Genomic DNA, 18,184 nt, shown 5'->3' with positions numbered 1-18,184 from the left:
TCCCCCCACAAAGAATGACGAGGAGACCCCTCTTCATGGCAATTCACAAGCGCGCACACCGGATGAAGCTGACCGCGGCGATAACCGCCGTGGCCGCAGCGGCCGGAGTAGCCCTGCTCGGCGCCCCCACCGCCGGAGCCGCACCCGCCACCGGCACCGTCTACGGTACGGACGCGGCGACCGCCGTCTCGGGCAGCTACATCGTGATGCTGGACCAGAAGGCCGACAAGGCGAAGCTCGCCAAGGAGTACGGCGGCACGCTCACGCGGAACTACAGCTCCGCGATCAACGGCTTCTCCGCCAGCGGCCTCTCCCTGGCCGACGCCAAGCGTCTGGCGGCCGATCCGGCCGTCTCCAAGGTGGTCCAGAACAAGAAGTTCCACATCGACGCCACCCAGGAGAACCCGCCGTCCTGGGGGCTGGACCGGATCGACCAGACCGAGACGGCCGGCGACGACGCCTACACCTACCCGGACAGCGCCGGCGAGGGCGTCACCGCGTACGTCATCGACACCGGCGTCCGCACCACGCACGAGGAGTTCGAGGGCCGGGCCAGTTCGGGCTACGACGCCGTGGACGACGACGACAGCGCCGACGACGGCAACGGCCACGGCACCCACGTGGCGGGCACCATCGCCGGGGCGACCTACGGGGTCGCCAAGAACGCGAAGATCGTCGCCGTCCGGGTCCTCGACGACTCCGGCTCCGGCACCACCGAGCAGGTCGTCGCGGGCATCGACTGGGTCACCGCCCACCACGAGGGCCCCTCCGTCGCCAACATGAGCCTCGGCGGCGGCGCGGACGAGGCGCTCGACACCGCGGTCCAGAAGGCCATCGCCTCCGGTGTCACCTTCGCGGTGGCCGCCGGAAACGAGTCCACCGACGCGAGCGAGAGCTCCCCGGCCCGCGTCCCGGAAGCCATCACGGTCGCCTCGTCGACGGTGGACGACGAGCAGTCGTCGTTCTCCAACTACGGCCCGATCGTGGACATCTACGCCCCCGGATCGGACATCACCTCGGCCTGGAACGACAGCGACGACGGCTCCAACACCATCTCCGGCACCTCCATGGCGACCCCGCACGTCGTCGGCGCCGCCGCCGTCTACCTCTCCGGCCACCCGGACGCCACCCCGGAAGAGGTCGCCACGGCCCTGACCGAAGGCGCCACTCCCGACGCGATCTCCGACGCGAGCGAGGACACGCCCAACAAGCTGCTGAAGGTCGTCGAGTAACCGACCCCGCGCAGCCGTGACCGGGCAGCAGACGCCCGGCACCACAGAAGCGGCGGCCGCCGTGCCCTCCCCCACGGGGCGCGGCGGCCGCACCGCGTGGACGGATCGTCCTATGGTGTGCCCATGACGATGTACGCGGCGCTGCTGCGCGGGATCAATGTGAGCGGCCACAAGAAGATCCCGATGGCCGAACTCCGCGTGCTGCTCACCGAACTCGGCCACGGGGACGTCCGTACCCACCTGCAGAGCGGCAACGCCTTCTTCAGCAGCACATCGGACGACGGGGAAGCGCTCGCCGCCGAGCTGGAGCGGGCCATCGAGAAGCGGTTCGGCTTCCCGGTCCCCTGCCTGGTCCGGGACGGCGCCTACCTCGCGGCGGTCGCCGACGCCTGCCCGTTCCCGGCCGCCGCACTCGAAGGCAGACAGCTGCACGTCACCTACTACGGGCGGCCCGTCGACACCGCACGCTTCGACGCGATCGACCCGGCGGCCCACCTTCCCGAGGAGTTCCGCCTCGGCGACCGCGCCCTGTACCTCTACGCCCCCGACGGACTGGGCCGTTCCCGGCTCGCCGCCGCCCTGTCCCGGCCCGCTCTCGCCCCGGGCGTCGTGGCCACCACGCGCAACTGGAACACCGTGGTCAAGCTGGTGGAGATGACCGCGCGGACCGGGACCGCACACGACGGAGCCCCCGCATGACCGAGACGCCCGCCGGCGTGGCCGCGGCGGTGGAGGGCGAGCTGCGCCTCCTGGACCCGCTGGTACGCGCCCACGCCGAACGCCTCTCCCGGGTGCTGCACTCCGAGTACCGCGAGATCGACTCCACGGGCCGGGTCTGGGACCGCGACGCGATGATCGCCTCGCTCACCGCCGCGGACGCCCCGCGCCCCGGCCCGCTCACCGTGTCCGGGATGCGCGGAGTGCAACTGGCCGACGAACTCGTCCACCTCGTCTACGACGCCGAGACGAAGGGAGACCGCTCCCACCGCAGTTCGCTGTGGCGACTGACCGACGCGGGCTGGCTGCTCTACTTCCACCAGGCCACGCCCTTCGGCCACGCCGGTCCCGACGCCGACGGCTGAGCCCTTGTCGCCGAACCCGGCGAGGGGCGGGGAACGCCGGTCCCGGGCGCCGACGGCCGGCACCGGCACCCGGATCCGGCCGCCGAACCCGGTCAGCGACGGGTGACGCGCTGTGCCCGAGCCGTCCACCGGCCGTCCGTACGGGAGATCCGCACCGGATGCCCGAAGCAGTCGCTGACCAGATCGGTGGTCAGCACCTCGTCCGCCGGGCCCGACGCCGCACACACGCCGCCCCGCAACAGCATCGCGTGCGTGGTCGACGCGGGCAGCTCCTCCAGATGGTGCGTGACCAGGATCGTCGCCAGCTCCGGATGCTCCTCGCGCAACGTGTCCAGACTGTCGAGCAACTGCTCACGGGCGGCCAGATCAAGACCCGTGGCGGGCTCGTCGAGCAGCAGCAGCCGCGGCTGCGGCATCAGGGCGCGGGCGATGAGCGTACGGCCCCGCTCACCCTGCGACAGCGCGGGCCAGCGTGACGCGGTCTTGCCGCCCATGCCGAGCATCGCCAGCAACCGCTCCGCCTGCGCCCGCTGCTCCGCACTCGCCGACCAGCGTGGCACCGGCTCGACCGAGTTGGTCAGACCGGTCAGCACCACCTCGCGCACCGACAGCGGCGAACGCAGCGGATGACGGGGATCGACATGCCCGAGCAGGGTCCGCAGCTCCCGCAGATCGACCCGGCCGAGCGTCCGCCCCAACACCTCGACCGAGCCACTGGTGGGGTGGTTGACCGCGCCGAGCAGCTTCAGCAGCGTGCTCTTCCCGGCCCCGTTCGCGCCGAGCAGGGCCCAGTGCTCGCCGCTGCGCACGGTCAGCGAGACCGAGTCCAGCAGGACGTTGCCGTCCCGTACGAGTGAGACACCGTCGGCCCGGATCACCGGGACGGCGGGCACACCGGGGCCGGGAACAGGAGCGGCGGCCGGGACAGGGACGGGGACGGCGGCAGCGGTGCGGGCAGTGGTCACGTGCTCCTCCTTCATGCGGGTACGAGCGCCTCCAGGCGGCTCATGTCCTCGGCGGACAGCCGGATCTCCCGCGCCCCCAGGTTCTCCTCCAGATGGACGGGCGAACCGGTGCCCGGGGTCGGGCACAGCACGGGGGAGCGGTGCAGCAGCCAGGCGAGGGCGATCTGCCCGCGGGTGGCACCGTGCCGATCGGCGACGCCGGCGAGCGCCGCGGCGGCCTCACCGGTCAGTGCGCCGTTGGCCAGCGGGAACCAGGGCAGAAAAGCCAGGCCGTGGGCCTCGCACACCTTCAGCACCGGGTCCGACGAACGGTCCAGGAGATTGAAGCGGTTCTGCACCGAGGCGATCCCGGTCAGGGAGAGGGCCTGCTCCAACTGGTCGGCGGTGAGGGTGTCCAGACCGATGAACCGGATCTTACCCTCCTGCCTCAGCGCATCCAGCGTGCCCAGCTGGTCCGCCATGGGCACGTCCGGGTCGAGCCGGTGCAACTGGTAGAGGTCGATCCGGTCCGTCCGAAGGCGCCGCAGACTCGCCTCGCACATCGACCGCAGCTGCTCGGGGCGGCCCGCGACGTGCCAGGCGCTGTCACCGGTACGCACGACACCGCCCTTGGTCGCGATCACCAGATCCTCGCGATACGGGTGGAGGGCCTCGGCGACCAGTTCCTCGGCGAGCCCGGGACCGTAGTTGTCGGCGGTGTCGAGGAGCGTGACACCCCGCTCGACGGCAGCCCGCAGCACGGCCACGGCGTCCCGCCGCTCACCGCGCGGCCCCCAGTACCCGGGGCCGGTCAGCTGAGCGGTGCCGTAACCGAGACGTCGTACGGGCAGCTCACCGCCGAGCAGGAAGGAATCATCGCGCGAAGGAAGTGCTGAGGTCATGACGGGAACAATAGTCCGATATCAGGAGCAACCGGTGGGCGGTCCGGTCCAAGGCCCCCGGGCCCGCCGTCGCACGGTCCGCAGCGGGTTCGTCCTCTCACAGCCATGTCTCAGGAACTGCCCTTACCCTGCTGTGATGAATCTGGCTGACAGCAGAGGTGCAGACGATTCCGGCACCTCACTGGGACGGCTCGCCACTGTGCTCGGCGTCGGCGTGGCCTGGGCAGGCCGGAGCGACACCGAGTTCGGTGACGTACTCATCGCGGAGCCCGGGGACGACCTCGCGGAGGCGTCCGGCGCCCTCGTCCTCGCCATCGGCGCACGCGGTGCCGCAGCGGTGGCCTTCGTGACCGCGGCGGGCCGGGCGGGCGCCGCCGCCGTCATGGTCAGGATCGGTGGCGACGGAGTACCCGAGCCGATGCGCGAGGCCGCCGAGACGGCGCGCGTCGCCCTGATGGGCATCCCGAACGGTGTCCGATGGGACAAGGCCGAGGCGGAGGCGCGCGGGGTGCTGGAGCGCGCGACCGCCGCACCCGCCCCCCAGCAGCGCGGCGACCTGTTCTCCCTCGCCCACACCGTGGCGACCCTCACCCACGGTGTCGTCAGCATCGAGGACAGCGCGCACCGCGTCATGGCGTATGCCGGGGCGGGCGACGAAGCGGACGAGCTGCGCCGCCAGTCCATCCTCGGCCGGAACTGCCCCGAGCCCTACCTCTCCCTGCTCCGCCGGTGGGGTGTGTACCGGCGGGTGCGCGCAGGCGAGGAAGTGGTCGAGGTCGAGGAGCAGCCCGGCATGGGCATCCGGCGCCGGTTGGTGATCGGTATCAACGCAGGGCCCCGGCCCCTGGGCACGATCTGGGTGCAGGAAGGCCACCGGCCGCTCGCCGAGCACGCGGACCAGGTCATGCAGGGGGCATCGAGGCTCGCCGTCTCACAACTCGTCGACCACTACTACCAGGGCGACTCCGCCACCCGGCTGTTCTCCCGCGCCGAACTCTCGCACGGCCTGCTCACCGGACGCTTCAACTCCGCCGCTCTCGCGCTCCATCTCGGGATCACCCCGTCCGCGGCGACGACCGTGGTCGCCCTCGACCTCCGCGACCGTCCGGAACGGGACACCGCCTGGCAGGACGCGCGGCGTGCCGAGGCCGCCGAGATCGTGTCGGTGCACGCGGCCTCGTACCGGAGGAACGCACTCGTCGCCGAGGCCTGCGGGCAGATCTACACCATGCTGCCCGAGCCCGCCCCCGCCCAGGGAGCGGGTACCGCCTCCGACGACCCCTCACTCGTCCGCTGGGTCACCGACCTGGTGGCCACATTGCGCCGGCACCTGAAGACACCGGTCCAGGCCGCGGTCGCCGGAACCGCCCAGCGGCTCGACGACGTGCCCACCGTGAAGCGGCGCGGCCACCACGCCCTGGAGGTGATGGCACGCACCCCCGAGCTGGCCGTGGACACGCACGGCCGGCTCACGGCCTCGCTGATGGTGCGTGACCTGCTGGAACTGCTGGAGCGGCACGACGAGGTCCGCCACCCCGCCCTCCAGGCCCTGGTCGACAGGGACGCGGAACACGGCACCGAGTTCGCCCGCTCGCTGCTCCTCTACCTGGACGCCTTCGGCGACGTCGCCCGCGTGGCGAAGTCCCTGAACGTGCACCCCAACACCCTGCGCTACCGCATACGCAAGGCGGCGTCGCTGACCGGACTGGACCTGGACGACCCCGAGCACCGGCTTGCCGCCATGCTCCAACTCCGTCTCGGCGAGGGAGCCGGATGAACGGCCCGGTCCGGAGGCGGGAAGTCGCCGGTCACCTCGCCGTGCGCTGAATCCCCGCACCGGGGCCGGATACGGAGCCGTGCGGGGACGGTCCGGCGGAAGGACTGATTCCGCCGTTGTCCGTCCCGACAACGGGAGGGCCCGGATGTCATCCCGATGGACAGCGTGCGGTCTCCTTCCGCTCACCTAGGTTTCAGCCACCGCGCAAATCCCGAGCAGCGGTGCACACGGCCGCGGTTCCGCGAGCCGGCCTGGGGAGGAAATCATGCGTCATACCCGTCTGTTCACCTGTGGAGTACCGCTCGTGGCCGGGGCACTCGCCCTGACCGCGTGCGGCAGCCGGGACGAAGGCAACGGCGGCACATCGGGCGGCTCCGCCGCGACCACGGTGTCCATCGGCTTCGACGCCCCGCTCTCGAAGGACCTGGCCGCTGTCGGCCTGGGCATGAAGAACGCCGCCGAGCTTGCGGTCAAGAAGGCCAATACCGACAAGGTGGTGCCCGGAGTCACGTTCAAGCTGGTCGCCAAGGACGACCAGGCCACGCCGAACATCGGCCAGCAGAACGCCGCCGCGTTCACGTCCGACACCTCCGTGATCGGAGTGGTCGGCGCGTACAACTCCTCGGTCTCCGCAGCGATGCAGTCGACGTTGCGCGACGCCCGCATGGTGCAGGTGTCCGGAGCGAACACCAACCCGACGCTCACCCAGGGAGCCGACTACGAGACGGCGCCGAAGAGGGACTACGACAACTACTTCCGCACCATAACCACCGACGCCGTCGCCGCCCCGGTGATGGCCGAGTACTTCTACAAGGACCTCAAGATCAAGAAGATCGCGACGGTCGACGACAAGAAGATCTACGGCGTCGGCATCGTCGACAACTTCACGGAAGAGTTCAAGAAGCTCGGCGGCAAGGTCACCATCCACCAGTCGATCAACCCCGACGAGAGCGACTACGCCGCGGTCGTCGGCAGTGTGAAGTCCTCCGGCGCCGAGGCCGTCTTCTACGGCGGCGAGTACCCGCAGGCAGGTCCGCTGAAGAAGCAGCTCGTCGCGGCCGGCTTCGACGGGCCGATGGGCGGCGGCGACGCCGTCAAGGACGACAAGCTCGTCGAGCTCGCGGGCAAGACGGCCGCGGACGGCGTCTACACCACCTCCGACGGCGCGCCGATCGAGACGCTCGACTCCGCGAAGACCTTCATCTCCGACTACGAGAAGGCCGGCTACTCCGAGCCCTACGGCGTCTTCGGCGCCTACACGTACGACGCGACCACCGCGCTGATCAAGGCCGTGGCCGCCGCCGTCGAGGCGAAGGGCGGCAAGCCGGGCGCGGTCAAGGACCTGCGGCCCGACGTGGTCGAGGCGATGCAGAAGGTCACCTTCACCGGCGCCACCGGACAGATCGGGTTCGACGAGTTCGGCGACAGCGTCAACCAGGTGATCAGCGTCAACGGCGTCAAGAACGGTGCCTGGTCCGACGGTCTCAAGGTCGTGACCGTCGGCTGAGAGCCGACCGGCAGGCCGGGGCCGGCCCGGCCGCCCCGGGCTTTCGGCCCCGGCCGCCCCGGGCTTCCGGCCCGGCCCCCGCTCCTCATCGCCGGACGGCACACGCGACCTGCCCTCCGGCCACTCAGGCACCATCGAAGGACCCCGGGTTGACCCTCAACGACATCACGCAACTTCTCGCCGACGGCCTGGTCCTCGGCGCCATGTACGGGCTGATAGCCGTCGGATACACGATGGTCTACGGCATTCTGCAGCTCATCAACTTCGCACACGGCGAGATCTTCATGCTCGGCGGTTTCGGCGCACTCTTCGTCTACGCCTGGGTGCCCGGCCTGCACACCATCTCCCTGTGGGCCGCGCTGCCGGTCATGCTGCTCGCCGCCGTCCTCGTCTCCGTCACCGCGGCGGTCGCCGCGGAACGCCTCACCTACCGCCCACTGCGCCGCGCCCCGCGTCTGGCCCCGCTGATCACCGCCATCGGCCTCTCGCTCTTCCTGCAACAGGTCGTCTTCAACTTCTTCACCCTCCCCGGCCGGAACATGGGGGTGACCGCCCCGGTCACCTTCCCCCAACTCCCGGGCAAGCCGATCCACGTGGCGGGCATCAGCCTCCAGTACGCCGCGGTCATCACTCTCGTCGTCGCGGCCGTCGCCATGACCGGGCTGGCCTACTTCGTCAAACGCACCCGTACCGGCCGCGCCATGCAGGCCACCTCGCAGGACCCCGACACCGCCCGGCTCATGGGGATCGACACCGACCGCATCATCGTCATCGCCTTCGCGATCGGCGCGGTCCTGGCCGCCGTCGCCTGCGTCGCCCAGGGACTCCGGCTCGGCTCCATCTCGTACAACATGGGCTTCATCGCCGGCCTCAAGGGCTTCACCGCCGCCGTGCTCGGGGGCATCGGCAACATCCACGGAGCGATGCTCGGCGGGGTGGTGCTCGGCGTCGCCGAGTCCGTCGCCTCCGGCATCCTGCCGCACATCCCCGCCTTCCACATGTTCGGCGGCTCGGTGTGGAAGGACGTGTGGGCCTTCGTGATTCTCATCGTCGTGCTGCTGATCAGGCCACAGGGCCTGCTCGGCGAACGCATCGCGGACAGGGCGTGACCGTCGTGATTCACCTCCACCCCCGCGCGGCCCGGATCCTCACCGTCACCGGCCTCGCCCTCACCCTCCTCTCCCCGTTCCTCCCGTGGACACAGTCCACGACCTACCCCGGCAACCTCACCCTCGCCGGATATCCGGGCGGCAGCCAGCTCGTCACCCTCGTCACCGGCCTGCTCGCCGCCTACTTCGCGGTCGCGGCGCTCGGCGGCGACCGGACGGCGCTTCTCGCCCCCGCCGGCGCGGTACGGGCCCTGCGTGCCGCGTCCCTCGCGGCACTCACGACCACCCTGATCACGGTCGTGGCCATCGCGATCACGCTCGGCGGAGCGATCAACATCGAACCGGGCGGGTTCCTCGCCGCCGCCGGTGCCGTGCTGCTCGCCGCCGGTGCGCACACCCTGCCCGACGACGCCGTGCCCGACCGGCCCACGGGCCGGCGCGGCCTGCCGCGCGCGGCCGAAGTCGCCCTCATCACCGCGGTGTTCCTCGCCGCGATGTTCATCCTCACCTACGGCATCACCACCGAGTCGGCCCAGGACTTCCTCGCCTTCCTGCCCGCCGCCGGACTCGGCATGCGCGCGCTCGTCGTGAGCGGACTCGGCCGGCGGCTCAGTGAGATCAACCGCCGCAACCGGATCGCGGTCGCGGCCGCCGGACTGGCCGCCGCACTCGTCTTCCCCTTCACCCAGACCGGCGACCAGTACACCGCCATCGCCGCCAACATCCTCGTCTTCGCGACGGTGGCCCTCGGCCTCAACATCGTCGTGGGACTGGTCGGCCTGCTCGACCTCGGCTATGTCGCCTTCCTCGGCACCGGCGCGTACACCGCGGCACTGGTCTCCGGTTCCACCTTCTCCACCTTCCACATGGAGCCGCTGCCCTTCTGGGCGGCGGCGCTGCTCAGCATGGCCGTCTCGCTGGTGGCCGGCGTCGTCATCGGCGCCCCCACCCTTCGGCTGCACGGCGACTACCTGGCCATCGTCACCCTCGGCTTCGGCGAAATCTTCCGGATCACGGTCAACAACCTCGACGGCACCTCCGGCCCGTCCCTCACCAACGGACCCAACGGCATCAACTCCGTGCCGAACATCTCGCTGTTCGGCTTCGACTTCGGCCGGCCGCACACCGTGCTCGGCGTCGAGTTCGGCCGGTTCGCCAACTACTACGTGCTCCTGCTCGCCGTGACCGCCCTGGTCGTGTTCGTGTACGCACGGGCCGGTGACTCCCGCGTCGGACGCGCCTGGATCGCGTTGCGCGAGGACGAGAAGGCCGCGACGGCCATGGGCATCGAGGGATTCCGGTACAAGCTGCTCGCCTTCGGCCTCGGAGCGTCGCTCGCCGGACTCGCCGGATCCGTCATGGCCCACCTCCAGACCAACGCCGTACCGGACAACTACAAGTTCGCCGACACCGCGCCGCCCAACTCGGCCTTCCTGCTGGCCGCCGTGGTCCTGGGCGGCATGGGGACCATCTCGGGACCGCTGGTCGGCGCGGCACTGCTCTATCTGATCCCCGCGAAGTTCGAGTTCTTCAGCAAGTACCAGATGCTGCTGTTCGGCCTGGCGCTGATCCTCATGATGCGGTTCCGGCCCGAGGGCCTCGTACCGGACCGCAAGCACCAACTGGAGTTCCACGAAGAGGAACCCGGGCACCACCCACAAGCCACGGAGGCCACCGCGTGACCCTCTCCGCACCGGACCCGGAACCCACACCCGGATCCGCTCCCGCGCCCCTGCTGGAGGCCCGGCGCGTCACGATGCGTTTCGGCGGCCTCACCGCCGTCGACGCGGTGGACCTGACCGTCGGCCGGGGCGAGATCGTCGGTCTCATCGGTCCCAACGGGGCCGGGAAGACCACCTTCTTCAACTGCCTCACCGGTCTGTACACCCCCACCGACGGCGAAGTCCGCTTCCGGGGCCAGGTGCTGCCGTCCAGGCCCGCGCAGGTGACCCGCGCAGGCGTCGCCCGCACCTTCCAGAACATCCGGCTCTTCCCCAACATGTCGACGCTGGAGAACGTGATGGTGGGCCGGCACACCCGCACCGGCGCCGGCCTCCTCTCGGCCATCGGCCGGGGACCGCGCTACCGCCGCGAGGAGCGCCAGTCGCGGGAACGCGGGCGCGAACTCCTCGACTTCGTCGGACTCGGCGCCGGCGCGGGAACGCTCGCGCGCAACCTCTCGTACGGCGCCCAGCGACGGCTGGAGATCGCCCGCGCGCTGGCCACCGATCCCGCCCTGCTGCTCCTCGACGAACCGACCGCGGGCATGAACCCGCAGGAGACCCGCGAGACCGAGGCACTGGTCCTCGCCGTCCGCGACCAGGGCATCGCCGTCCTCGTGATCGAGCACGACATGCGCTTCATCATGAACCTCTGCCACCGGGTCACGGTCCTGGTACAGGGCCGGAGACTGACCGAGGGCATCCCTTCCGACGTACAGGCAGACCCGCGGGTCGTCGAGGCCTACCTCGGCACACCGCAGGAGGAAAACACATGAGCACGCTGCTGGACGTACGGGACCTGCGGGTCGCGTACGGGAAGGTGGAGGCCGTCAAGGGCATCTCCTTCCGCGTCGAGGAGGGGCAGGTCGTCACCCTCATCGGTACCAACGGGGCCGGCAAGACCACCACCCTGCGGACACTCAGCGGACTGCTGAAACCGGCCGCGGGCCGGGTGTCCTTCCGCGGACAGGACCTGGCAGGTGTTCCGGCCCACGAGGTCGTCGCCCTCGGACTCGCGCACTCCCCCGAGGGACGGCACATCTTCCCCCGGCTCACCGTCGAGGAGAACCTGCTGCTCGGCGCCTACCTGCGCAAGGACGACCCGGCGGTGGCGGACGACGTGGAACGGGCGTACACGCTCTTCCCGCGCCTGCGCGAACGCCGCTCCCAGCCGGCGGGCACACTCTCCGGTGGCGAGCAGCAGATGCTGGCCATGGGCCGCGCCCTGATGTGCCGGCCCCGGTTGCTGATGCTCGACGAACCGTCCATGGGACTGTCGCCGATCATGATGCAGAAGATCATGGAGACCGTCGCGGAACTGCGGTCCACCGGCACCACCATCCTGCTCGTCGAGCAGAACGCCCGCGCCGCCCTCGCCCTCGCCGACCACGGATACGTCATGGAGACCGGCCGCGTCGTGCTCTCCGGTCCGGGCAAGCAACTCCTGCACGACGAGAGCGTCCGCAAGGCGTACCTCGGCGAGGACTGACCGTGAGGATGTGAGGCGGCAGGATGTCAGACGGCTTCTCGGACGGGTCCGACCCACGGAACGACCCGGCCCCGCCGCCGTCGCACGACACCTCCTCTCACCGGAGGGCAACTCCCCACTGGCCTATGCTGGCACCTTGCCGACCCCCCTCCGGGGTCGGCAAGGTCCCTTCCCGCGACCGCACCGGAGGAAGTCTCCATGCGCTACATCATCGTCGGGGCGGGTGCTGTCGGCTGCGCCATAGGGGGACGGCTGGCACAGGCCGGCCACGACGTCGTGCTCGTCGCACGCGGTGCGCAGTACGAGGCGCTGCGCACCCGCGGGCTGCGCCTCGTCACACCGGACGGACCCCGCACCCACACCCTGCCCGTCGTCGACCGGCCCGAGGCGCTCGACCTGACCGCGGACGACGTGCTCGTGCTCGCCGTGAAGACGCAGGACAGCACCGACGCACTCGACGCCTGGAGCGTCCGGCCCGTCGCGGGCGGCTCCACGGCGGGCGAACGGCTGCCCCTGGTCTGCGCGCAGAACGGGGTGGAGGGCGAACGCCTCGCGCTGCGCCGCTTCCGGCACGTCTACGGCATGTGCGTGTGGCTGCCCGCCACCTTCGTCGAACCCGGCGAGGTCTCCGCCGCCGGAACACCGCTCACCGGCATCCTGCATCTGGGCCGCTACCCCGCGGGGACCGACGGGACGGCCCGGCTGATCGCCGCCGACCTGGAGAAGTCGACGATGCTCGCGCCGGTCGTGCCGGACGTGATGCGCTGGAAGTACGGCAAGCTGCTCTCCAACCTCGCCAACGCGATCGAGGCCGTCACCGGCCCCCTCGCCGAGCCGGACGCGTTCGCCCTGTTCGAGCGGGCGCTCACCGAGGGTCGGGCCGTACTCGCGGCTGCCGGGATCGAACCGGCCGGCCGAGAGGAACAGGCCGAGGCGCGGGCCGACAGGATCCGCTTCGAGCCGTTCGACGGCTCCCCGCGCGGCGGCGGTTCCTCCTGGCAGAGCCTCAGCCGGGGCACGGGCACCATCGAGGCGGACTACCTCAACGGTGAGATCGTGCTCCTCGGCCGGCTGCACGGCGTACCGACACCGGTCAACGACGTTCTGCGGCACACCGCGAACACCTTCGCGCGCGAGCGCCGGGAGCCCGGCTCGATGTCCGTCGCCGAACTCACCGCTTTGGCGGACGCCGTCTCCTGAGCGGCGCGGACCGGGTGCCGTCTCCTGAGCCGCGTGGACCGGGTGGCCGTCGCCTTTCTTCAATCCCGGCAGCGGGGACGTGTCCTAGCGTGCCGTGCATGAAGAACGAGCACGCTCACATGACCGAATGCGCTGCCGAGGCGGCCCGTATCGCCCGCTCCGTCAGCACCGGACAACTCGGCCTCACCACCCCCTGCGACGACTGGGACCTGCGCGGACTCGTCAACCACTGGGTGCTCTACACCTCACACGGCCTGGAACACCGCGCCCTGCGCAAGGACCTCCCGGACGCGCTCACCACCCGGGACTTCACCGCCGACGCCGACTGGGCGCGGAAGTACGCGGACCAACTGGACCGGGCCGTCGCCGCCTGGTCGGACCCGGCGGTCTGGGAGGGGGAGGTCGACCTCGGGGGTTCGACCACCCCCGCCTCCGCGATCGCCACGATGCTCATCGAGGAGACGGCCCTGCACACCTGGGACGTGGCCCGCGCCATCGGCGAGCAGGTCCGGCTCTCCGACGCGGCAGCGGCCCACGTCCTCGACGCCGTGGACGGAAACGCCGCCCTCTACCGGCAGTACGACGGCTTCGCCGACGAGGTCGCGCTGCCCGCCACGGACTCGGTGTTCGAGCGGGCGCTGGCCCGCAGCGGACGTGACCCGCACTGGACCAGAGGCTGAAAGTGGCCCAGCTGATTGGACGCTGAATGGCCCGGGACGGTGAGCCAATGCCCGCCTAGGCTCGGCGCATGACCTCTCACCCCACCCCGGACACGGGCAGGACCGCCGTCGACTTCTACTTCGACCCGGCCTGTCCGTTCGCCTGGATCACCTCCCGGTGGCTGCTCGAAGTGGAACAGCGGCGCGACATCGAGCTCCGCTTCCACGTCATGAGCCTCTACCTGCACAACATCGGCAACGAACTCCCCGACTGGTACCGGGACCTGGTCGACCGGTCGATCGGCCCGGTGCGGGTCGCGGTCGCGGCGGCCGCCGGTCACGGTGAAGCGGTGCTCCGCGACCTCTACACCGCGCTGGGCAGCCGCATCCACCAGCAGAAGAACGAGGACTTCGACGAGGTCATCGCCCAGTCCCTCGCCGAACTCGGACTCCCCGCCGAGCTGGGCGGCGCCGCGCACACGGAGACGTATGACGAGGCACTGCGCCGCAGCCACGACGCCGGCAAGGACCCGGAGGCGGACGCCTACGTGGGCACGCCCACGATCCATGTCGACGGCGCGGTCTGGTTCGGTCCGGTCCTGCGGGCCGTACCGCGCGGCGAGGAAGCGGCGCAGATCTTCGACAGCTTCCGGGTCCTCGCCGGCCATCCCGACCTCTTCGAACTCAAGCGGACCCGCACGGGCAGCCTGGATGTGGGCTGAGAAGGAGGGGCCCGGCGGCACGTCGCGGACGCGGCCCTGCCCCTCCCCGTGACAGCCCCGCCCTAAGCGCTGAGCGGTACCGGTCCCGCGGCCCGGACGCGGGCCTCGTCGTAGCGGATCAGCAGCAGTCGTGCCAACTCCGCCGAGGCGCCCAGGACATCGGCCAGTACGTCCGCCCCGGCGGCGCCCGCGGCGATACGGTCCGGGAGCCGGCCGGGTGCGATGACGTACGGGGCCACCGCCACCCGTCGCACCCCCTCGGCCCGCAGGGCCCGTACGGCGTCCTCGGTGTGCGGGAACCCCGCGGGGGAGGCGGCGGAGGCGAACGCAGGCCGCACGGCGCACCAACCGGTGTGCCGCAGCTCCCGCGCGATTTCAGCGATCACTGCGATCGCCTCCGGGTCTGTGGAGCCCGCCGAGGCCAGGACGAGCCCGGTCGAGCCGCGGTCGCCGGGACGGACGCCGGCTTCGTACAGCCGCCGCTCCAGCGCCGAGTTCAGCAGGGACGACGGACCGAGCACCTCGGCCTGCCGCACACGCAGCCGGGGCAGGCCGGTCCGGGCCTCGCGCAGCACCGTCGGGATGTCGGACTTGGCGTGGAAGGCCCGGGTGAGCAGCAGGGGCAGCGCGATGACCTCCTCCGCGCCCTCGGTCGCCAGACGCTCCAGCACACGCGGCACCGACGGAGCGTTGAAGTCCAGGAAACCGGTCTCCACGCGCAGCCCCGGCCGCAGCGACCGTACCCGCGCGGTGAGCGCGTGCACGGTCGCCGCGTGCCGCGGGTCGCGGCTGCCATGGGCGATGACGAGGAGGACCGGTTCGGACATGGCGGGGCTCAGCTCTTCACGAGGAGACCGCGGCTGCGCAGCACCCACCGCTCCAGCGGACTGAAGATCAGCAGGTCGATCGCGATGCCGACGAACAGGATCAGGAGGATCGCGAGGAAGACGCCGGGCATGTCCGCGTTGTTACGGCCGTTCTCCAGCAACTGACCGAGTCCCAGGCCGAGATCGGGGGAGGAGGCGATGATCTCGGCAGCCATCAGCGAGCGCCAGGAGAACGCCCAGCCCTGCTTCAGACCTGCCAGATAGCCGGGCAGTGCGGCCGGAAGGATGATGTGCCAGGTCCCGCGCAGCCCGGTCGCGCCCAGCGTACGCCCCGCCCTGAGGAACAGCGGCGGCACCTGGTCGACGCCGGAGACCAGCCCGTTGGCGACCGAGGGGACGGCGCCCAGCAGGATCACGGCGTACATCATCTTGTCGTTCAGCCCGAGCCAGATCACGGCCGGGGCCACCCAGGCGACCGACGGCAGGGACTGGAGCCCGGACAGGATCGGCCCGATCGCGGCCCGTACGAACTTCACCCGGGCGACCAGCAGGCCCAGCGGCGTACCGATGGCCACGGCCATCAGGAAGCCGAGCAGGCCGCGAGAGATGCTGGTCCAGACGACCTCCAGGAGTGTGCCCTGCCGCCACATGTCGGACGCGCTGTCCCACACCGCGCCCGGTGACGGCAGCTTGTAGTCGTCGGTGACCTGGGCCTCGACGAGCAACTGCCAGACGATGAGCACCAGCGCCACCGCCAGCACCGGCGGCAGCACCTTCTTCACCAGCACCTCGCGCACCGGTGTGCGGCGCACCTGCACGGCGTCCAGCGCGTCGAGCCCGGCCTCCAGGCCGGCCAGATCGTCGGGCTTCGTGTCAGTGCTGGCCATGACGGCGGATCTCCCCACGCAGTTGTTCGGTGATCTCGACGGACAGCTCCGCGACCGCGTTGTCCTCGATACGGCGCGGCTGCTGGATGTCGACCGTCCACTCACGGGCGATCCTGCCGGGGCGGGACGACAGCAGGACGACCCGTTCGGCGAGCCGCACCGCCTCGCGCACATTGTGGGTGACGAAGAGGACCGAGACGTTCGTCTCGCGCCAGATCCGGGTCAGCTCGTCGTGCAGCACATCCCGGGTGATGGCGTCGAGCGCGGCGAACGGCTCGTCCATCAGGAGCAGTTGACTGTCCTGGGCGAGGGCGCGGGCCATCGCCACCCGCTGCCGCATACCGCCCGAGAGTTCATGCACACGCTTCTTGTACGCGTCGCCCAGCCGGACGAGTTCGAGCAGCCGCTCCGCTTCCGTGCGGCGCTCCGACTTGGCCACGCCGCGCAGCCGCAGCGCGAGTTCGATGTTCTTGCCCGCGGTCAGCCACGGGAACAGGGCGTGCTCCTGGAACATCAGGGCCGGCCGCCCGCCGGGGGTCTCGATGGACCCCGCGGTCGGGCGGTCGAGTCCGGCCACCAGGTTGAGCAGTGTCGACTTTCCGCACCCGGAGGCTCCCAGGAGGGTGACGAACTCGCCCGGTGCGACATCGAGCGTGATGTCGTCGAGGACGGGCTGCTGCCCCTGTGGTCCGCCGAAGGACTTGGAGACGTGCGTGATGCGGGCGGCGTGCCCGACCGCTGTACGGTCCTCGTCCTTGGTGAGGGTGGTCGCCATGGTCGTCACCTCCTGGGAATCCGATTCGGGTTCGGGCGGCTTACTTGACGCCGAGACCGGCGTCGGCGACCTCGGGCTTGCCCGCGGCCTTCAGGACCTTGTTCAGCGGCTTCAGGTCATAGATCCCGGTGAGGTCCGGCTTCTCCAGCAGACCGGCCTTCACCGCGTGCTCGGCCTCCGCGTCGAGCGTGGCGGCCAGCGGGTCGTCGGTGATCTCGATCGACTTCCACGCCGGGTCGATGATCTCGGCGGGCAGCGGCTTGCCGGTCAGCTCCTCGAGCGCGGCGTTGGCGGAGGCCTTCGCCTTGTCCGGGTTGGCGTTGATCCACGCGTTGGTCTTCACCGAGCCGCGCAGCACCGCCTCGACGACGTCCGGGTGTTCGCTGAGGAACTTCTGCGACACGATGATGTTCGTGATCACGAACTTGTTGTCCGGCCACAGCGTCGACTCGTCGAGCAGTTCCTTCGCGCCCTCGGCGACCAGCTTGGACGCGGTGGGCTCGGGAACCCAGGCACCGTCGATGGAACCGGACTTGTAGGCGTCCGGGGTCACCTTGTTGTCCGTACGGACCACGGAGACGTCGCCCTTGCCGCTCTGGGCGTCGACCTTCCAGCCCTTCTCCGAGATCCAGTTGAGGAACGCCACGTCCTGCGTGTTGCCGAGCTGCGGGGTGGCTATCTTCTTGCCCTTGAGGTCGTCCAGGGTCTTGATCTTCTTGGGGTTGACGACCAGCTTCACGCCGCCGGAGGCCGAACCGCCGATGATTCGCAGGCTCTTGCCCTTGGACTTGGTGTAGCCGTTGATGGAGGGGGACGGGCCGATGAAGCCGATGTCGATCGAGTTGGCGTTGAGCGCCTCGATCTCGGAGGGCCCGGCGTTGAACTGCGACGTCTTCAGCTTGGTGCCGCCCAGTTCCTTCTGGAAGATGCCCTCCTGGTCGCCGACCAGCGCGGTGGCGTGCGTGAGGTTCGGGAAGTAGCCGATCCGCACGGTGTCCGTGGAGAGCTTCTTCGCGTCGGCGGCGACGTCCGACTTCTTGGAGTCGTCGTCCTTCGCGTCGGAGCCGTAGCCGCAGGCGGTGAGCGCCACGGCGAGCAGCGGCAGGGCGGCGGCAGCGGCGAGGCTGCGGCGGAGCGTGGTACGGGGGGCAGGCACGGGAGGCTTTCCTCTCGTTGGCCCGGTGCTCGCGTCCCTCGGGATTACGGGGACGCGGCCGGGAAGTCGGCAGGTCTTCGTCTGAACTGGCGTTGCGGTTGGTGCAAGCGGGCGCGCAGGCAGTGCGCGTACGTCAGCGCGCACATCGTGCGACCCCGCCCTGGCCGCTGCCGAGGGCGCCGCTGCCGACGCGGC

Annotated in this window: 18 protein-coding genes; 12 read left to right on the top strand and 6 right to left on the bottom strand. The window is 70.7% G+C overall.

Going from position 1 to position 18,184, the window contains the following annotated elements:
* The first annotated feature begins 35 nt into the window (after nucleotides 1-35).
* The 3 genes from ACFVUT_RS13005 (at nucleotide 36) to ACFVUT_RS12995 (ending at nucleotide 2,314) form a co-directional block, all read left to right on the top strand.
* On the top strand, nucleotides 36-1,232 hold the full coding sequence (locus ACFVUT_RS13005; protein ID WP_389651750.1) for a S8 family serine peptidase: 1,197 nt from the start codon (nucleotides 36-38) through the stop codon (nucleotides 1,230-1,232).
* Nucleotides 1,233-1,355: 123 nt separating this feature from the next.
* Nucleotides 1,356-1,931, top strand: a complete 576-nt coding sequence (locus ACFVUT_RS13000) for a DUF1697 domain-containing protein (protein ID WP_389651753.1) — start codon at nucleotides 1,356-1,358, stop codon at nucleotides 1,929-1,931.
* Nucleotides 1,928-2,314, top strand: a complete 387-nt coding sequence (locus ACFVUT_RS12995; RefSeq protein WP_389651756.1) for a DUF4440 domain-containing protein — start codon at nucleotides 1,928-1,930, stop codon at nucleotides 2,312-2,314. The genes ACFVUT_RS13000 and ACFVUT_RS12995 overlap by 4 nt, the downstream gene beginning before the upstream one ends.
* Nucleotides 2,315-2,406: 92 nt before the next feature.
* Here the strand turns inward: ACFVUT_RS12995 and ACFVUT_RS12990 are convergent, their stop codons facing one another.
* Complete coding sequence (locus ACFVUT_RS12990; protein WP_389652310.1) at nucleotides 2,407-3,207, bottom strand: ABC transporter ATP-binding protein; 801 nt, start codon at nucleotides 3,205-3,207, stop codon at nucleotides 2,407-2,409.
* Between the two features lie 83 nt (nucleotides 3,208-3,290).
* Entirely contained in the window at nucleotides 3,291-4,160 is an 870-nt protein-coding gene (locus ACFVUT_RS12985; protein WP_389651759.1) for an aldo/keto reductase, read from the bottom strand.
* A 136-nt stretch (nucleotides 4,161-4,296) separates the two neighbouring features.
* Here ACFVUT_RS12985 and ACFVUT_RS12980 point away from each other — a divergent pair, with 136 nt between their 5' ends.
* The 9 genes from ACFVUT_RS12980 to ACFVUT_RS12940 all read left to right on the top strand — a co-directional run bounded on the left by ACFVUT_RS12980 (nucleotide 4,297) and on the right by ACFVUT_RS12940 (nucleotide 14,344).
* Complete coding sequence (locus tag ACFVUT_RS12980) at nucleotides 4,297-5,937, top strand: PucR family transcriptional regulator (RefSeq protein ID WP_389651762.1); 1,641 nt, start codon at nucleotides 4,297-4,299, stop codon at nucleotides 5,935-5,937.
* A gap of 265 nt (nucleotides 5,938-6,202) precedes the next feature.
* Nucleotides 6,203-7,444, top strand: a complete 1,242-nt coding sequence (locus ACFVUT_RS12975) for a branched-chain amino acid ABC transporter substrate-binding protein (protein ID WP_389651765.1) — start codon at nucleotides 6,203-6,205, stop codon at nucleotides 7,442-7,444.
* Between the two features lie 149 nt (nucleotides 7,445-7,593).
* Nucleotides 7,594-8,553: a branched-chain amino acid ABC transporter permease gene (locus tag ACFVUT_RS12970; protein ID WP_389651768.1), complete on the top strand. Its 960-nt coding sequence runs from the start codon at nucleotides 7,594-7,596 to the stop codon at nucleotides 8,551-8,553.
* On the top strand, nucleotides 8,550-10,235 hold the full coding sequence (locus ACFVUT_RS12965; protein WP_389651771.1) for a branched-chain amino acid ABC transporter permease: 1,686 nt from the start codon (nucleotides 8,550-8,552) through the stop codon (nucleotides 10,233-10,235). The genes ACFVUT_RS12970 and ACFVUT_RS12965 overlap by 4 nt, the downstream gene beginning before the upstream one ends.
* A gap of 74 nt (nucleotides 10,236-10,309) precedes the next feature.
* A complete protein-coding gene (locus tag ACFVUT_RS12960; RefSeq protein WP_389652313.1) occupies nucleotides 10,310-11,050 on the top strand; it encodes an ABC transporter ATP-binding protein in 741 nt (246 codons plus the stop codon).
* Nucleotides 11,047-11,763 (top strand): ABC transporter ATP-binding protein, encoded by a 717-nt coding sequence (locus ACFVUT_RS12955; RefSeq protein ID WP_389651774.1) that lies wholly within the window; start codon nucleotides 11,047-11,049, stop codon nucleotides 11,761-11,763. Before ACFVUT_RS12960 ends, ACFVUT_RS12955 begins: the two co-directional genes overlap by 4 nt.
* Nucleotides 11,764-11,961: 198 nt before the next feature.
* Nucleotides 11,962-12,963 (top strand): ketopantoate reductase family protein, encoded by a 1,002-nt coding sequence (locus ACFVUT_RS12950; protein ID WP_389651777.1) that lies wholly within the window; start codon nucleotides 11,962-11,964, stop codon nucleotides 12,961-12,963.
* Between the two features lie 98 nt (nucleotides 12,964-13,061).
* Nucleotides 13,062-13,643 carry a TIGR03086 family metal-binding protein gene (locus ACFVUT_RS12945; RefSeq protein ID WP_389651780.1) on the top strand — a complete coding sequence of 194 codons (582 nt, stop codon included), beginning with the start codon at nucleotides 13,062-13,064 and terminating at the stop codon, nucleotides 13,641-13,643.
* Nucleotides 13,644-13,711: 68 nt separating this feature from the next.
* On the top strand, nucleotides 13,712-14,344 hold the full coding sequence (locus tag ACFVUT_RS12940) for a DsbA family protein (RefSeq protein WP_389651783.1): 633 nt from the start codon (nucleotides 13,712-13,714) through the stop codon (nucleotides 14,342-14,344).
* 62 nt (nucleotides 14,345-14,406) lie between these two features.
* On the opposite strand, the gene ACFVUT_RS12935 is transcribed toward ACFVUT_RS12940, so the two are convergent.
* The 4 genes from ACFVUT_RS12935 to ACFVUT_RS12920 are packed head-to-tail and all read right to left on the bottom strand — an operon-like array spanning nucleotide 14,407 to nucleotide 17,989.
* Nucleotides 14,407-15,171 carry a sirohydrochlorin chelatase gene (locus tag ACFVUT_RS12935; RefSeq protein ID WP_389651786.1) on the bottom strand — a complete coding sequence of 255 codons (765 nt, stop codon included), beginning with the start codon at nucleotides 15,169-15,171 and terminating at the stop codon, nucleotides 14,407-14,409.
* An 8-nt stretch (nucleotides 15,172-15,179) separates the two neighbouring features.
* Complete coding sequence (locus ACFVUT_RS12930) at nucleotides 15,180-16,058, bottom strand: ABC transporter permease (RefSeq protein WP_389651789.1); 879 nt, start codon at nucleotides 16,056-16,058, stop codon at nucleotides 15,180-15,182.
* Nucleotides 16,045-16,833 carry an ABC transporter ATP-binding protein gene (locus tag ACFVUT_RS12925; protein WP_389651792.1) on the bottom strand — a complete coding sequence of 263 codons (789 nt, stop codon included), beginning with the start codon at nucleotides 16,831-16,833 and terminating at the stop codon, nucleotides 16,045-16,047. The genes ACFVUT_RS12930 and ACFVUT_RS12925 overlap by 14 nt, the downstream gene beginning before the upstream one ends.
* A gap of 40 nt (nucleotides 16,834-16,873) precedes the next feature.
* Nucleotides 16,874-17,989, bottom strand: coding sequence for an aliphatic sulfonate ABC transporter substrate-binding protein (locus tag ACFVUT_RS12920; RefSeq protein WP_389651795.1), 1,116 nt, complete (start codon nucleotides 17,987-17,989; stop codon nucleotides 16,874-16,876).
* Between the last annotated feature and the right edge of the window lie 195 nt (nucleotides 17,990-18,184).

The sequence above is a fragment of the Streptomyces sp. NPDC058051 genome, assembly GCF_042885475.1.
GTDB lineage: Bacteria > Actinomycetota > Actinomycetes > Streptomycetales > Streptomycetaceae > Streptomyces.
Note: the sequence above shows the minus strand (reverse complement) of the source record. Positions and strands in the feature narration are given on the sequence as shown.

Excerpts from the sequence above, each read along its gene's own strand:
- ACFVUT_RS13005 (WP_389651750.1), top strand. The coding sequence starts at position 36 with ATGGCAATTCACAAGCGCGCACACCGGATGAAGCTGACCGCGGCGATA.
- ACFVUT_RS13000 (WP_389651753.1), top strand. The coding sequence starts at position 1,356 with ATGACGATGTACGCGGCGCTGCTGCGCGGGATCAATGTGAGCGGCCAC.
- ACFVUT_RS12995 (WP_389651756.1), top strand. The coding sequence starts at position 1,928 with ATGACCGAGACGCCCGCCGGCGTGGCCGCGGCGGTGGAGGGCGAGCTG.
- ACFVUT_RS12985 (WP_389651759.1), bottom strand. The coding sequence starts at position 4,160 with ATGACCTCAGCACTTCCTTCGCGCGATGATTCCTTCCTGCTCGGCGGT.
- ACFVUT_RS12980 (WP_389651762.1), top strand. The coding sequence starts at position 4,297 with ATGAATCTGGCTGACAGCAGAGGTGCAGACGATTCCGGCACCTCACTG.
- ACFVUT_RS12975 (WP_389651765.1), top strand. The coding sequence starts at position 6,203 with ATGCGTCATACCCGTCTGTTCACCTGTGGAGTACCGCTCGTGGCCGGG.
- ACFVUT_RS12960 (WP_389652313.1), top strand. The coding sequence starts at position 10,310 with ATGCGTTTCGGCGGCCTCACCGCCGTCGACGCGGTGGACCTGACCGTC.
- ACFVUT_RS12955 (WP_389651774.1), top strand. The coding sequence starts at position 11,047 with ATGAGCACGCTGCTGGACGTACGGGACCTGCGGGTCGCGTACGGGAAG.
- ACFVUT_RS12950 (WP_389651777.1), top strand. The coding sequence starts at position 11,962 with ATGCGCTACATCATCGTCGGGGCGGGTGCTGTCGGCTGCGCCATAGGG.
- ACFVUT_RS12945 (WP_389651780.1), top strand. The coding sequence starts at position 13,062 with ATGAAGAACGAGCACGCTCACATGACCGAATGCGCTGCCGAGGCGGCC.
- ACFVUT_RS12940 (WP_389651783.1), top strand. The coding sequence starts at position 13,712 with ATGACCTCTCACCCCACCCCGGACACGGGCAGGACCGCCGTCGACTTC.
- ACFVUT_RS12935 (WP_389651786.1), bottom strand. The coding sequence starts at position 15,171 with ATGTCCGAACCGGTCCTCCTCGTCATCGCCCATGGCAGCCGCGACCCG.
- ACFVUT_RS12930 (WP_389651789.1), bottom strand. The coding sequence starts at position 16,058 with ATGGCCAGCACTGACACGAAGCCCGACGATCTGGCCGGCCTGGAGGCC.
- ACFVUT_RS12925 (WP_389651792.1), bottom strand. The coding sequence starts at position 16,833 with ATGGCGACCACCCTCACCAAGGACGAGGACCGTACAGCGGTCGGGCAC.